The organism is Streptomyces sp. NPDC059994 (assembly GCF_042737755.1).
Taxonomy (GTDB): Bacteria; Actinomycetota; Actinomycetes; order Streptomycetales; family Streptomycetaceae; genus Streptomyces.
In genome coordinates this window covers 101,763-116,106 of sequence record NZ_JBHWUR010000002.1, presented here as the reverse complement: position 1 = coordinate 116,106, position 14,344 = coordinate 101,763, and the positions used below count along the sequence as shown (strand labels likewise).

At 72.3% G+C, this 14,344-nt stretch carries 11 protein-coding genes; 10 read left to right on the top strand and 1 reads right to left on the bottom strand.

Annotated elements, in window-relative coordinates; genetic code table 11:
* Positions 1–92 precede the first annotated feature (92 nt).
* The 5 genes from ACFWA7_RS02055 to ACFWA7_RS02035 all read left to right on the top strand — a co-directional run bounded on the left by ACFWA7_RS02055 (position 93) and on the right by ACFWA7_RS02035 (position 5,272).
* Positions 93–1,061 (top strand): LysR family transcriptional regulator, encoded by a 969-nt coding sequence (locus ACFWA7_RS02055; protein ID WP_385820308.1) that lies wholly within the window; start codon positions 93–95, stop codon positions 1,059–1,061.
* Complete coding sequence (locus ACFWA7_RS02050; RefSeq protein WP_385535033.1) at positions 1,058–1,927, top strand: serine hydrolase; 870 nt, start codon at positions 1,058–1,060, stop codon at positions 1,925–1,927. The genes ACFWA7_RS02055 and ACFWA7_RS02050 overlap by 4 nt, the downstream gene beginning before the upstream one ends.
* 298 nt (positions 1,928–2,225) lie before the next feature.
* The gene (locus ACFWA7_RS02045) at positions 2,226–3,545 is read left to right on the top strand and encodes an alpha/beta fold hydrolase (RefSeq protein WP_385820306.1); all 1,320 of its coding nucleotides are present in this window, start codon (positions 2,226–2,228) and stop codon (positions 3,543–3,545) included.
* A 47-nt stretch (positions 3,546–3,592) separates the two neighbouring features.
* Positions 3,593–4,333 (top strand): PIG-L deacetylase family protein, encoded by a 741-nt coding sequence (locus ACFWA7_RS02040; RefSeq protein WP_385535029.1) that lies wholly within the window; start codon positions 3,593–3,595, stop codon positions 4,331–4,333.
* A gap of 102 nt (positions 4,334–4,435) precedes the next feature.
* Complete coding sequence (locus ACFWA7_RS02035) at positions 4,436–5,272, top strand: enoyl-CoA hydratase/isomerase family protein (protein ID WP_385820305.1); 837 nt, start codon at positions 4,436–4,438, stop codon at positions 5,270–5,272.
* A 12-nt stretch (positions 5,273–5,284) separates the two neighbouring features.
* Here the strand turns inward: ACFWA7_RS02035 and ACFWA7_RS02030 are convergent, their stop codons facing one another.
* Positions 5,285–6,199 carry an SDR family oxidoreductase gene (locus tag ACFWA7_RS02030; protein ID WP_385820303.1) on the bottom strand — a complete coding sequence of 305 codons (915 nt, stop codon included), beginning with the start codon at positions 6,197–6,199 and terminating at the stop codon, positions 5,285–5,287.
* 71 nt (positions 6,200–6,270) lie between these two features.
* Here ACFWA7_RS02030 and ACFWA7_RS02025 point away from each other — a divergent pair, with 71 nt between their 5' ends.
* The 5 genes from ACFWA7_RS02025 to ACFWA7_RS02005 are packed head-to-tail and all read left to right on the top strand — an operon-like array spanning position 6,271 to position 14,344.
* Positions 6,271–7,167: a DUF4231 domain-containing protein gene (locus ACFWA7_RS02025; RefSeq protein ID WP_385820302.1), complete on the top strand. Its 897-nt coding sequence runs from the start codon at positions 6,271–6,273 to the stop codon at positions 7,165–7,167.
* Entirely contained in the window at positions 7,167–9,377 is a 2,211-nt protein-coding gene (locus ACFWA7_RS02020) for an NACHT domain-containing protein (protein ID WP_385820300.1), read from the top strand. The genes ACFWA7_RS02025 and ACFWA7_RS02020 overlap by 1 nt, the downstream gene beginning before the upstream one ends.
* Before the next feature lie 55 nt (positions 9,378–9,432).
* Positions 9,433–10,332, top strand: a complete 900-nt coding sequence (locus tag ACFWA7_RS02015; RefSeq protein ID WP_385535019.1) for an AAA family ATPase — start codon at positions 9,433–9,435, stop codon at positions 10,330–10,332.
* Positions 10,329–11,444 carry a hypothetical protein gene (locus ACFWA7_RS02010; protein ID WP_385535017.1) on the top strand — a complete coding sequence of 372 codons (1,116 nt, stop codon included), beginning with the start codon at positions 10,329–10,331 and terminating at the stop codon, positions 11,442–11,444. The genes ACFWA7_RS02015 and ACFWA7_RS02010 overlap by 4 nt, the downstream gene beginning before the upstream one ends.
* Positions 11,441–14,344 (top strand): hypothetical protein, encoded by a 2,904-nt coding sequence (locus ACFWA7_RS02005; protein ID WP_385820298.1) that lies wholly within the window; start codon positions 11,441–11,443, stop codon positions 14,342–14,344. The genes ACFWA7_RS02010 and ACFWA7_RS02005 overlap by 4 nt, the downstream gene beginning before the upstream one ends.

Here is a 14,344-nt window from a genome sequence, read left to right as displayed (position 1 = left end):
TGGGCATAGGAGGAGGAGAGCAGCAGTCTGGGCCGTATGTCCAAGTTCACTATCAGTCCCAGATCGATAAAATTGCGATATCGTCGCTGGCCGTGGACTTGATTCGGCATCTTGAGTGCTTCGCGGCTGTTGCAGAAGAGTCACATTTCGGTCGGGCCGCCGAGCGGCTCGGCATGGCCCAGCCGCCCCTCTCGCAGCGCATCCAGCGCCTGGAGCGCGAGCTCGGCGTGCGGCTCTTCGAGCGCACCAGCCGACAGGTGACGATCACCAAGGCCGGGACCCTGCTCCTTGAGGAGGCCCGTGAGCTGCTCGCCCGCTCCGAGGCGCTGATGGCCACCGCGCGCCGTATCCGGGACGGCGAGAGCGGGCTGCTGCGCGCCGCACTGCCGCCGGACATCGCGGGCGAGACCGTCGCCGCGATCCTGGCGGACTTCGCACGGCACCACCCCGGGGTGGAGCTGGAACTGCGCGAGCTGACCACCACCCAGCAGCTGGCCCAGTTCGCCTCGCACGACCTGGACACCGGGCTCATCCACCACCCCTGCGACGTCTCCGGCCTCGAACTGGGCCCGGTGCTGCGCCGCGAAGTGGGCGTCCTGCTGCCGCGCGAGGCTCCGGAGGCAGAGCTCGACGCGGTCCCCCTGGCCTCCCTCTCCCCGTACGACCTGATCCTCTTCCACCGCGCCGCCGCGCCCGCGCTCCACGACGACGTCCTGACCACCTGCGCGCGCAACGGCTATACGCCCGCGGCCGTACGGCACGGCCAGGGCGCCAGTTTCATCCGCGGCCTGATCCTCTCCGCGCACGCCGTCGCCTTCAGCCCGAGGGACGCCCACCCCGCGCACACCGCCGACCGGGACCCGGACCTCGTCTGGCGCCCACTCGCCGGGGCGCCATTGTCCTGGCGGCTGTCGGTCGCGTGGCCGCGCGGGCGCGGCGACACGGCGGTGAGCACATTCGCCGAGGCGGCCACGCGCGCGTTGCGGGAGACTTCGGCCGTGAGCACCGAACTGCCCCCGCGCCCGCTCCATCTGCGCCCGGCCGCGGAGTACTGGCTGTGACCGCCGCCGCCCGCATCCGCGAGGCCTTCGACGAAGCCGGCGTCACCGGCCGGCTGCACGCCCTCGACATCGACTCCGGCGCCGAGATCGGCACGGGCGGCGACCAGGCGGTGGTCACGGCGAGCGTGCACAAACTCTGCGTGCTGGTCACGCTCCACGAACAGGCGGCGGCGGGGCGGCTGGACCTGACGGAGCAGATCGACGTTCCGCTGGCGGAACGGGAGTTGGGCCCCACGGGCGTAGCCGTCATGCTGGATCCCGTACGGATGTCGCTACGCGACGCGGCGTACCTCATGATGGCCGTCAGCGACAACACGGCCGCCGAACTCCTCCTGGGGCGCGTAGGCCTCGACGCCGTCAACGCCACCACGGCTCGGCTCGGCCTCGCCCATACATACGCCGTCCACACCTTCCGCGAACTCCTCGCCACCATCAAGGAGGACGCGGGCCCGGGCGGCGCCCAGGCGCTGGCCGACCCCTACGTCATCGCCCGCCTGCGGGCGCTGGACCCCACCCGCACCAACCACAGCACGCCCCGCGACATGACCCGCCTCCTGAGCGCGGTGTGGCGGGACGAGGCGTGCACCCCCGAACACGGCGCGGCGATCCGCCGCCTCCTGGGCCTCCAGGTCTGGCCCCACCGGATGGCCTCCGGCTTCCCCTTCGACGACGTCCACGTGGCGGGCAAGACGGGCAGCCTGCCGACCCTGCGCAACGAGGTCGGCGTCATCGAATACCCCGACGGCGGTCGCTACGCCGTCGCGGTCTTCACCCGCGCCGCCGGCACGGCCGCGACGCTGCCCCCTGCCGACGCGGTCATCGGCACGACGGCCCGCATCGCGGTGGAGGCGCTGCGGGCCGCGTAGCATTCGCCTGCATTCCGTCTGAGGACAGCGGTGGTTCGTCCACCTAACAACGACATGGCCGAGCGCGCAGCTTAGTCGTCAGGAGATGGCTGCCCGCTGCCGACGGGCAGCCCTCAAGTGCAGCGTGCAGGGGGCGGTCCGGGCGTGCGTGCCACACCGGGCGGGCTGTGAGATGCGGAGGCACTCACGATTCCTCGCAGCGCTCTTGTTGATGACAGCGGGCGGGGAAGTGCGCGGGCCGGCCGGTGTGATCCACTGGGCGAGCCGGACGTACGACCGAGACCAGGAGCCCGCACCCTTGACCACCGCCAGCGCGCCCGCCTACCGCCAGCCCGGAACCGTCCTCGTCGACCACCGCTTCGCCGTACCGCTCGACCACGCCCGCCCCGACGGCGAGCAGATCGAGCTCTTCGCGCGCGAGGCCGTCGCCGCCGGTCACGCCGCCGACCGGGAGCGGCTGCCCTGGCTGCTCTATCTGGAGGGCGGCCCCGGCTTCGGCGCCCGGCGGTTCATCGGGCAGCAGGCCTGGCTCGGGCGCGCCCTGCGTGACTTCCGGGTGCTCCTGCTCGACCAGCGCGGCACCGGGCTGTCCACCCCGGCCAACCGCCAGACCCTCCCGCTGCACGGCGGCCCCCACGAACAGGCCGACTACCTCGCCCACTTCCGCGCCGACTCGATCGTCAAGGACTGCGAGCTGATCCGCCGCCGGCTCACCGGCGGCGCGCCCTGGACCGTCCTCGGCCAGAGCTTCGGCGGCTTCTGCGCCACCCACTACCTCTCCACCGCGCCCGAAGGCCTCGCCGCCGTCCTGATCACCGGCGGACTGCCCTCGCTCGACGCCCACGCGGACGACGTGTACCGGGCGGCCTACCCCCGTATCGAGCGCAAGAACGCCGCGTACTACTCCCGCTATCCGCAGGACGTCGAGCGGGTGCGCCGCGTCATCGAGCACCTCGCCACCGAACACACCGTCCTGACCAGCGGATACGTGCTGACCCCGGCGGCCTTCCAGTCGCTCGGCATCCTCCTCGGCGGTGGCGACGGCGCCCACCAGCTGCACTACCTCCTCGAAGACGCCTTCGTACGCACGGCCGCAGGCCCCGCGCTCTCCGACGCCTTCCAGGAAGGCGTGCACGCGGCCCTCTCGTTCGCCGGTCACCCCCTCTACGCCGTCCTCCACGAGGCGATCTACGCCCAGGACGCCCGCCCCACCGACTGGTCCGCCGACCGGGTCCGCTCGGAGTTCCCCCAGTTCTCGGCCGAGAAGGCCCTCGCCGGAGACGGCCCCGTCCTCTTCACCGGCGAATCCGTGCACCCCTGGCACTTCGAGACCGACCCCGCGCTGCGCCGGCTGCGCGAGACCGCCGATCTGCTGGCCGCCCGCACCGACTGGTCCCCGCTGTACGACCCGGCCGCGCTCGCCGCCAACGAGGTGCCGGTGGCGGCCGCCGTCTACCACGACGACATGTACGTCGACACCGCCCACTCGCTGGCCACCGCTCACGCCGTCCGGGGGCTGCGCACCTGGGTCACCGACGAGTACGAGCACGACGGCGTACGAGCGGGCGGCGAGCGCGTACTGAACCGGCTTCTCGGCCTCGTACGGGGTGAGTTGTAGCCCAGAGGCGGCGCGGCGCCGACCTTCCGGGCTCGTAAGCTGCGGCTATGACAGAGCAGTTGGAGCAGTTGGAAGAGATGCCCGACGACTGGCGGCGCGCCCTCGCGGTCGTCGCCCATCCGGACGACCTGGAGTACGGGTGCGCCGCCGCGATCGCCGGATGGACCGACGCGGGCCGTGAGATCACGTATCTGCTCGCCAGCCGTGGCGAGGCGGGCATCGACGGTATCGAGCCCGCCAAGTGCGGCCCGCTGCGCGAGCAGGAGCAGCGGGCGAGCGCGGCCGTCGTCGGTGTCTCGGCGGTGGAGTTCCTGGACCACAAGGACGGTGTGATCGAGTACGGGACCGGCCTGCGCAGGGACATCGCCGCCGCCATCCGCCGGCACCGCCCCGAACTGGTCATCACGCTCAACCACCGGGACACCTGGGGCGGCGTCATCTGGAACACCCCCGACCACCGGGCCGTCGGCCGGGCCACCCTCGACGCCGCCGGGGACGCCGGCAACCGCTGGATCTTCCCCGAGCTCATCGAACAGGGCCTCCAGCCCTGGAACGGTGTGCGATGGGTGGCCGTGGCCGGTTCCGACTCCCCGACCCACGCGGTCGACGCGACCGCCGGGCTCGAACGGTCGGTGGACTCGCTCATGGAGCACCGCAGTTACATCGAGGGCCTCACGAACGACGAGCCCGAGACGTACTGCCGCAACTTCCTCACCGCCAACGCCGAACGCGCGGCCGCCCGCTTCGGGGGCCGTCCGGCGGTGGCGTTCGAGCTGTTCCCCCGGTAGGGGAGGACGCGGAGGGGCGAGCGGGGCTTCCCCGCTCGCCCCCGGCTTCCAGTAGTCTGACGTACCGTCAACTCAGGTCCGTGGTAGGGGAACGGGGGCGCGGTGATCGACACCCTCGACCGGGAGATCCCGGAGGGCGAGGCGCGGATACGCCTGGAGGTCACCGCCGAAGGGCTCGGCGTGCTCACCCTCTGCCGCCCCGAGAAGCTGAACGGCTGGAGCTGGGAGTCCAGCCGTCAGCTCGGCCTCCTCGCCGACCGGATCCGCTTCGACGACGCGATCCGCGCCGTACTGCTCCGCGCCGACGGCCGGGCCTTCTGTGCCGGGATCGACGTCACCGCCCCCGGCGGCGCCATCACCGGCCGCTCCCCGGCCGAGCGCACCCACCGCTACTACGAGGGCATCCGCTGGGTCCACGAGCGCTTCGCCGCGTTCGCCCGGCTGCCGCAGCCCGTGGTCGCGGCCGTCCAGGGCTACTGCCTCGGCTTCGGCTTCGAGCTCGCGCTGATGGCCGACATCAGGGTCGCCGCCGACGACGCGGTCTTCGCGCTGCCCGAGACCGCGATCGGGGTCGCCGTGGACGCGGGCGGCGACCTGCGGATCGCCCGGGACGCGGGCGCGGGCTGGGCGAAGCTCCTGGCACTCACCGGCCGCCGCATCGACGCACCCACCGCCGAGCGGCTCGGGCTCGTCCAACAGGTGGTCGACGCGGCGGAGTTGGAGAAGGAGGCGCGAGCTCTGGCCTCCGAGATCGCAGCCAACGCCCCCCTCGCCGTGCGGGCGGTCAAGCGGAACATCGACGCCTTCGCCGACGCCGGGCTGGCCGAGGCTCTCGACCGTACGGCCATGGCCGCCGCCCTCACCCTCACCTCCGAGGACGCCCGCGAGGGCTACGCGGCCAAGGCGGCCCGCCGCCCGCCGACGTTCGACGGAAAATGACGCTGGTGGGGCTCAGCCCTGGAACCGCTCCCGGCCCAGCTGCTCCCGTACGGGTGTCACCGGCGCGGCGACCACCGTACGGCGCTGCCAGTTGGCGCCGTCCACCACCAAGGTGTGGCCGCTGATGAAACGGGCGTACGGGGAGGCCAGGAAGGTCGCCGCCCAGCCGAGCTCCCGGGGCTCGCCCACCCGTAACGCGGGCTGGCGTGCGGCGAGTTCGCCGCGCGCCGCCGCGTCCTCCAGCCCCGACCGGATGGCCTCGGGCATGTCCGGGTGCGGGAAGAGCCCCGGAACGAGCCCGTTGACCTGGATGCCGTAGGGACCCCACTCCACCGCGAGCGTCTCGACCAGGTTCCGCACCCCGGCCTTCGCCGCCGCCGAGTGGGCGTACCCCGGGCCGCCCGTCCAGGCGTACGACGCCCCCACATTGATCACCGACCCGGGCGTCCCGGCCGCGAGATGGCGGCGACCGAACTCACGGGTCGTGAACCAGGTCCCGGTCAGTGTGATGTCCACGACCGCGCGCCACGCGTTGGGCGACAAGTCCTCCGCGGGGCAAGGAAAGTTGGCGGCGGCGCTGTTGACGAGCACGCCGGGCAGCCCAACCTCCCGTTCGGCCAGGTTGAAGGCCGCGCCGACCCGCTCCGGCTCCCGGACGTCGCACACGGCGACGACCACCCGCCCACCCAGTTCCGCCAACTCCTCCCGGGCCGCCTTCAGCCGCTCCTCGGTGCGTCCCACGATCACCAAGTCCGCCCCCGAACGGGCGAATTCGGCGGCCATCGCCTTGCCGAGCCCGGAGCCACCGCCGGTCACCAGGACCACGGTCCCGTCGTACGTCCCCGGCGGCAGTGCGCGGGCGCCGGGCGGAGGAGGGGCGGGGAGGCCCGGGAGCGGGGCGCCGGGGGGTGCGGTGTCGGCCGTCATGGCGGCAATCCCTACCGTCAACACCGCGAATCCACCAGACAAGGCCGCTGAGAAGCCGTCAAAATCCTTCTGTGGCACTGACTCAGTACGAATCGTCGATAGCGGCGGTCTGGGACCAGCAGAACGTCTGGTCGCGGAGCGCGGACCGGCTGAAGAAGACCGTGGAGGGCGCGCGCAGCGAGGCGTTGCTGCTCGCCATCCTCGCCGCGGTCCTGGGGACCGGCTCCGCCGAGACGATGGGCCGGAACGAGGTGGCCGGCAAGGTGCTCGCCTTCGCCGCGGCCGTGGCGGCGGGGGCGGCGCCGCTGCTCGCCCAGCGCGGCGGGCCGGCCCGGTTCAACGACTGGATCCGGGTGCGCGCCGTGTCCGAGGCGCTGAAGGCCGAGGTGTACACCTGCCTGGCGCGGGTCGGGCCCTACCGGGACCTGGCGGGCGCGGGCGCGCTGCTGGCCGAGCGCGGGCGCGCGTACCGGACGGACGGCGGCGATCTGATCCGGTACACCGCCGGGATCGCCGCCCTTCCGAGGCCCCTGCCGCCGGTGACCGACCTCGATTCGTACGTCGAGTACCGCCTGCGGCGCCAGATCGAGACCTACTACCGGCCCAAGGCCGAGTGGATGGGCAGGAAGGTCGTGTTGGTGGGCCGCGTGGAACTGGGTCTCGGTGGTCTGGCTGCCGTGCTGGCGGCGTTCGCGGGCGTGTTCTCGGCGGGTGGCCTCGCCGCGTGGGTGCCGGTGGTGGCATCGGTCTCGGTCGCGCTGACCGCGCACGCCATCGCCCGGCGGTACTCGTACCAGCAACTCGAATTCATGCGTACGGCTGAGGAGTTGGAGCGGTTGATGACTCGCTGGGAGGACGCGCCCGGGGCCGTGGGGACGCCCGAGGCGGCCGAGGCGTTCGTCGCCGAGTGCGAGCATGTCATCTCGATCCAGAACGAGGCGTGGATGATTCGCTGGACGGTGGGCTGATGGAACAGTCCGCTGTGCCGTTGTCGGACGCGGCTTTCGAGAGCCGGTACCTCGAATTCGTGGCCAGGAAGTACGACCGGGTGGAGGTCTTCGGCTTTGACCTCGTTTCGAGGCGGCCCCGGGGCGGCTGGCCGCTGCGCGAGCTGTACACCGACCTGACGACGTTCGGCGAGACCGGGGCGCCCACGGAAACGACGGCGGGGGCGGCGCTGGCCGGGCGTCGGCGGACGCTGGTGCGCGGCGCGGCGGGCTCCGGAAAGACGACGTTGCTGTGGCACATGGCCGTCTCGGCCGCGCAGGGGCAGCGCACCGCCCGCGACCATCTGCACGAACACATCCCCTTCGTCCTGCCGATGAGATACCTCCAGCTGGGCGGCGGGCTGCCACGCCCCGCGGAGTTCCTCGCCTCGGCGGGTCTGATGATCGCGGACGAGCAGCCTTCGGGCTGGGCGGAGCGCGTCCTGGCGTCCGGGCGGGGTCTCCTGCTCATCGACGGCATCGACGAGGTGGAGGAGCCCGAGCGGGCCGGGATCCGCTCCTGGCTGGGAGAGTTGCTCGCCGCCTATCCGGACTGCTCGTACGCCGTGGCCACGCGAACCCAGGCCGTGCCCGAATCATGGCTGGCGGAATGGGAGTTCGCCGCCCTCGAACTGGCTCCGCTGAATTCCGAGGACATTCAGCGACTCGTCACCCGTTGGTACGCGGTGACCTCGGCGGGCATGGGCGGCCCGGCGGAAAGGGCGGCCCTGGAGCGCAAGCGTGACGCACTGCTGGCCGCCGTTGTCGAACAGCGCGACCTGAGGGAGATGGCGAGCAACCCTCTGCTGTGCTCATTGCTGTGCGTCGTCCACGACGAGCGCGGCGGCCTGCTGCCCCACACCCGTTGGGAGCTCTATGACGCCGTGCTCTCGATGATGCTGACCCGACGGGACGAACAGCGTCGCGTCTCGGGGTACGGCATCACAGCATTCGGGCGGGGGCCCCAGACCCAGCTGCTGCAACTTCTCGCCTACTGGTTGCAGCGCAACGGCCAGACGGACGCGGAGCTTGAGAGAGCCCACGGCCTGATCGCCGGGCTGTTGCCGTCGCTTCCCGCGCTCGCCGAGCAAGGGAACCCCGAGACGCTGCTTGCGTATATACGGGAACGCAGCGGCTTCCTCCAGGTGTCCGCACTCGACCGTATCGGCTTCGCGCACCGCAGCTTCCAGTCCTACTTCGCGGCGAAAGCGGCCGTCGAGCAGGGGGACTTCGGGCTGCTGGTCAACAAGGCGGACGACCCGAACTGGCAGGACGTCGTACTGATGGCGTTCGGCCATGCGCGACGCAGTGAGCGCCAGGGGTTGTTCCGGGCGCTTCTCGAGCGCGCCGAAGAGGTCCCGACGAGCCGCGTACGCCTCCACCTGCTGGCTGCGGCGGCGCTTGGGTACACCGTCGAAGTCGACCCCGAGATCCGCGAACAAATCGAGTTCCGACTGGCGCAGTTGATCCCGCCCCGGACACCCGCCGAGGCGGACGCCCTCGCCGAAGTGGGCGAGCTGGTGCTGGAGTTGATGCCGCTGCCCGACAGCCTCGACCCCGACGGCCCCGAAGCACGCCTGATCGTACGCACCGCCCAGCGGATCGGCGGCCCCGCAGCCCATGAGCTGGTCCGCCGTTTCGTCGCGGCCCGCAGGCTGCGGGCCGCCCAGACGCAGCGGCGGCCCGCCCGGCCCGCTCCGGAGTCCGTCCGGGTCGAGTCATGGACCACTGCGCCACGGCAAGTGGTCTCTGGACCAGCGATGCTGGAGCTATCCGGCGCGGAGGTCCCGCCAGACCTCGACCGGCTCGCCGCCACCGTCCACCACGTGGTCTGGCGTGACGTCGCGTCCCCGTGCGCCGTCCTGGGCCGCCTGCCCCTGCTGCGCACGCTGGTCATCGCCGACAGCCCGGCCCTGACGGACCTCGACGGGCTGCCCCGGCTGCCCCGTTTGCGTACGCTGCGGATCACCGGATGTCCGTCCCTCTCCGACCTCACGGCCCTCGCCCGCACGGGTGTGGTGTTCCTCGACGTGTCGCCGAACCCCGGGGCCGCCGCACTCGCCGCACTCGCCGGTGCGACGCGTTTGCGGGTGCTCGGATTCCCTTTGCCCGCAGGTGAGTTCGACCTGGAGGGGCTGCGCCGCAGCCTGCCGGGAGTGGAGCTCGTGCCGCGTTCCGGCGTCCGCGCATGAGGCGGGACGCGGGCGTGCAGAATGACTTCCGGACGCACCGTTGAGGGAGGGCCGCGTGCTGCGGTACGACAAGGAGTTCGACCCGAGGAACGACGGCGCGGGGGCCGACGGCTCCGGTGGTCCGGCCGCAGGCCCGGGGCGGTACGCCGCCGACGACGAGGTGTACGTCTTCGATGACGACGAGGTCGTCCTCGCGGTCAACGTCGCGCTCAAGACGGGGCGGCCTCTGCTGCTGTTCGGTCCGCCGGGCTCCGGCAAGTCCACTCTCGCCCCCAACGTGGCCAGGATCCTGGGCTGGGAGTACTACGCGCATGTCGTCACGGCCCGCACCGAGCCGGAGGACCTGCTGTGGCGGTTCGACGCGCTGAAGCGGCTCAACGACGCCCAGGCGCAGCAACTCGTCGACGACATGGGGCACTACTACACCAAGGGTCCGCTGTGGCGGGCCTTCGCGGCCCCCGCCGGCAAGCGTTCGGTCGTCCTCATCGACGAGATCGACAAGGCGGACCCGGATCTGCCGAACAGCCTGCTGGGGCCCCTCGGCTCGCTGTCGTTCCCCGTACCGTGGGACGACGAGCAGTCGGTCTCCGTGCCGCCGGAGCGAGCGCCGTTCGTGGTGATCACGACCAACGACGAACGCGAGCTGCCCCGGCCGTTCCTGCGCCGCTGCATCGTCTTCGAGCTGCGGTCCCCCACCAAGAAACACCTGCTGAAGGTCGCGGGCTCCCACCTGGGGGAGCGGTACGTACCGGAGCTCGCGGACAAGGTCGCCACGCACATTCTCGACGTCCGCAAGACGCTGGAGGATCCGGCGGCCGGGCCCAGCACCGCCGAATATCTGGACGCGCTCAAGGCCAGCCAGCAGCTCGGCGTGGTGCCCGGCACACCCGAGTGGGCCGCGCTTGAGGCGGTGACCCTGCGCAAGCGGCGCGACGGAACGGAGCCCACCGCGTGAGCGGGCGCGGTGAACTCTTCCTCGGTGATCTGGTGCGGGCCATGGCCGAGTTGAAGCCCTCGGACCTGGCCACCGCAGACGCCATGGCCGCTCTGCTGGGGCAGGGGCGCCGTACGCCCACGGCCCTGCCGCAGGGCCGCGTCGTCCAGGCGGTCGGCCGGGGCACGGGGGCCGGCCGCGCCAGGGCCGTACGGCTGGAGGAGGCGTCCGGCGGCCCTCGCCGCAGCACGCCCACGCCACTTCCCCGGGCCGTCAGCGCCGAGCGGGGACCGCGCACGGAGCGGCCGGACCCGTCCGAGCCGGAGGGGGACGGCACCGTGCACGGCGGCGCGGAGCGGGCGCTCCTGCTGGCCGACAGGCCGGTCGACTTCTCGCTCACCGCGATCGGCGGACCTCCGCCGCAGGCCGCCGTGACGGACGGCGCCAACGGTCCGGCTGCGGGCGCCGGGCTGCCGGAGCGCACTACCGCCGCCACCCCGCTCTCCCACGAGCCGCCCTGGAAGGGGGACTGGGCCCGGGGAATCATGTTCGCGGTGGTGGCCACGCCGGTGGAGAGCAGAGAGGTCGACCAGCGGGCGCTGCTGCGGGGCGTCGCCGGGCGCCAGGCGCTGCGAGCCGTGCCGCGCCGACGGCGCTTCAGCACCCGGCGCGGTGCGCAACTGCTGCTCGACCACGGGCCGGGCATGGCGCCGTTCCGTGACGACGGACTGTGGCTGCGCGAACTGGTGGGCAGCATCGCCGGACGCGACCGGGTCGAGGTGCTGAGGTTCCGGGGCGCGCCGGGGCGCGGGGTGGTGCGCCAGGATCCCCTCACGATCGACCCGTACCGGCCGCCGCCGCCCGGCACACCGGTGATCCTCTTCTCCGACCTCGGCCGGATGCGGCCGCCGTTCGCGGGGCAGGGCGTCGCGGGCCCGCAGGAGTGGCGTGCGTTCGTCCACAGCGTGGCGCACTCCGGCTGCCCCGTCATCTGCCTGACTCCGTACGAGAGCGCCGACTATCCGGCCCCGCTGCGCAAGAAGGTGGCGTTCGTCCCCCTCGACCGGCGTGTCTCGCTGCGGCACGCACGGGAGGCGACGGCGCGGGTGCGCGGATGGCTGGAGTGCCCATGACGAGCCAACCCGAGGTGCCGGAGGCGCACCTGCCGCCACCGGCCGACCGCACGATGGAGGAGTACATCCCGCAGCTCGCGCGGAGCCGGCCCCAGCTCGTCCGGCTCGCCGAGTGCCTGTCGCTGGCGGCCGGAGTGGAGCGACCGCTGTTGCGCCGCGCCCGGTTGCGCTTCCTGCCGCGCTCGGCGGCGGGTCTTGAGGCCGAGCTGTGGTTCTCCCCGCTGGTGGAGTCGGCGAGCGCGCACTCTCTGCTGCTCGACCCGGCCGCGGCGGCCGTCCTGCGGCGACGCCTCGCACTCCGGCCCCGTCAATTCGTCCTGGACGTACGCAACTTGATGGTTGAGGCACATCTGGGTGCACAGCCGGTCGCCCGCTGGTTCGAGGATCTGCTGTGGGCCGATCTCTTCCCGGCCACGTCGACGCCCGAGCACATCGGCGAGCAGCTGCGACGGGTGCTGCACGCGGTCACGGCGACCGGGCACGCGGCCGACGAGATCGGGCGCTGGGCGCTGCACTATGTGCCGCGCCTGCCGAGTGGGGTGCGCCGGTACGACGACGCCTGGCGGATCCAGGTGGCGTCCTGCGAACGCCTCGGCGTGGCGCCGCCGGAGGACCTCTTCCCGCGCGCATCCGGCATGACGGCCGCGGCTCGCGCCCTTGTCCAGCGGGACATCCCGGTTGGCGTGGTGGCCCGCTCCGACGGCTTGGTGCTCAGCCGCCCGCCGGGTGAGGGGGCGCGTACGGTGATGGCGGCGGGGGTGCGTACGGTGCGGGTCGACGCGGCGAGCGCGCTCGCGCCACAATCGTCCTCGGTGCAACTGGAGTTGATGGAGGATCAGAGCATCCACCTCCCGTTCACCGTGGTGCAGCGGCTGTCCGTGAGTGGCGAGGCCGTCCAGGGGTTGGCGCACGCCGGGGCGGCTTACGAGGTGGCGGTCGCCTCGGGCACGGAGGTGCGTGCGCGGTTCGCCGTACTGCTGGGGGACTGCACGATCGTGCTGCATGCGGACGACGGGACGGAGGTGGGTCGCCTCCCTGCCGCGGCTGACGGTGCGCCGAGGCGGTCCCTCAGCCTGTCGTCGGACGGCGCGGCCCTGGCGTGGACCGAGGGGGGAACGGCGATCGAGTACGACCTGGCCATGGCGAGGCGGCATGCCCACACGTGGCCGAGCGGCGCCGCGGTTCGTGTGCAGTTCCCATCGGATCACCTGGAGGGTCTCGCGCAGTTGTTCGTGCAGGGTGACGGGCTCTTCCTGTATGGGCGGCGTACTGGAGTACGTGACCTCGGCGACCGCGAAGCGGCCCCAGTGCGGGCGCTGTGGGTGTCGGTCAGTGGGGAGTGCGCGGCCTTCGTCGAGAAATCGGGCGTGCTGAGGATGTATGACCACGGGCTGTTGCGGGAGTTGGCGGACCGCGAGGTCACCGCTGTCGCCGGAGCGCCGGACGGCACGCATGTGGTCTGGGCGCACGCGGACGGGAAGGTCGAAGGGCGGTTCGTCGGCGGCGACAAAGGCGACATGGTGATGAACTACGGCACGGCGTCCTGGCAGGTCACCTCCCTGGCCATGAGCGCGGACGGCCGCTGGATCGCGGCCGTGGGCGGTGACTCCAGGCTCCTGCTCTGGGACCTCGCCAGCGGGACGGCCATCGGCAGCGAACGGCGGCTGAACTTCTGCGCCGACCGCGTCTTCGCCCTGCCCGGCGGCGAATGGGCGGTCTCCGGCACGGGCGGACCGGTCGAGCTCACCACCGACGACGGCCGGCAGTACGTCATCACCCCGGACACCGAGGCCTTGGCCGACCCGGTGGACGTGCCCGGCTGGATCCGGGGCGAGGTGATCGCGGTGGTACGAGCGGGCCGGGACCCGGTCACGTTCGTCGACCTGGCGGAGGCGATGGCGTCCGTCCGGGCGGTGGGCGTCACGTGTCTGACGGTCGGGCCGATCACCCCGACCGTCAGGGGCGACGTGGAGGGAATCCCCGGCGACGAGGAAATCCCCGACTCTCTGGGCGACTTCGGAGGGTTCGTGTCGCTGCTCATGTCCGCCCACCACCATGGCGTGCGGATCGTCGTTGACATGGACCTGCGGGACGTGTACGCGGTCGGCCGGATCCTCAACTCGATGCGCCAGTGGCTGGACCACGACGTCGACGGCCTGCGCCTGGTCGGCGACCCCCGTCTCCACGCGGACGTACTGCGCGATGTGCGCCACCTGCTGGACGGCTACGACGACCGAGTGCTCATCGGTACGCACACCACCGGGCTCCCCGCCACGGCGGACTCCGACTTCGGCGCCACCGGCGCCTTCGTAGCCTGCGATGTCGTGGTGCGAGCCCTGCAAGGGGAGCTGATCATTGGTATGACGGAAGGCGCCCTGGTCAGAAACGCACTGGTCAACGCCCAGTTGTCCCTGGGCACGGCCAGGCCCGGAGCGCAGTGGGGCCATCTGCTGCCCGACGACCTGACCGCGCCCGGGCGAACGGCGTTGGCCCTGCGCGTGCTGCTCGGCCTGCCGGGATGCCCCATCGTTCCCCTGTCGCTCCTCCAGAACCAGGACCCGGAGGTGTCAAGAATGCTGGAGCTGCGCCGGGACCATCTCGCTCTGTCCCGGGGGACCTGCCGGGAACTCCCGTTGTCGCTGCCACAGTTGATCGCACTCGTACGGCAGCACGGCGACGAGATCGTGCTCTGCGTCGCCAACGCCGGGGCGGACCGCGAGACGATCGACGTCTCCCCGGACTACCTGGGCGCCACGGGCAACGCACGGCTGCTGGACCTGTTCGACGGAACCGTCGTCCCGTGCACCGACAGCACCCCCGCCACCGTCGCCGTCGAAGGCGGCGCCGTCCGCTGGTACCGGCTGCTCCCGATACCGCGCACTTCCGGCCTCGGGGAGTAG

Bases quoted from the DNA above. Each gene is read 5' to 3' on its own strand.
- ACFWA7_RS02030 (WP_385820303.1), bottom strand. From the start codon at position 6,199: ATGACGGCCGACACCGCACCCCCCGGCGCCCCGCTCCCGGGCCTCCCC.
- ACFWA7_RS02005 (WP_385820298.1), top strand. From the start codon at position 11,441: ATGACGAGCCAACCCGAGGTGCCGGAGGCGCACCTGCCGCCACCGGCC.
- ACFWA7_RS02020 (WP_385820300.1), top strand. From the start codon at position 7,167: ATGGAACAGTCCGCTGTGCCGTTGTCGGACGCGGCTTTCGAGAGCCGG.
- ACFWA7_RS02040 (WP_385535029.1), top strand. From the start codon at position 3,593: ATGACAGAGCAGTTGGAGCAGTTGGAAGAGATGCCCGACGACTGGCGG.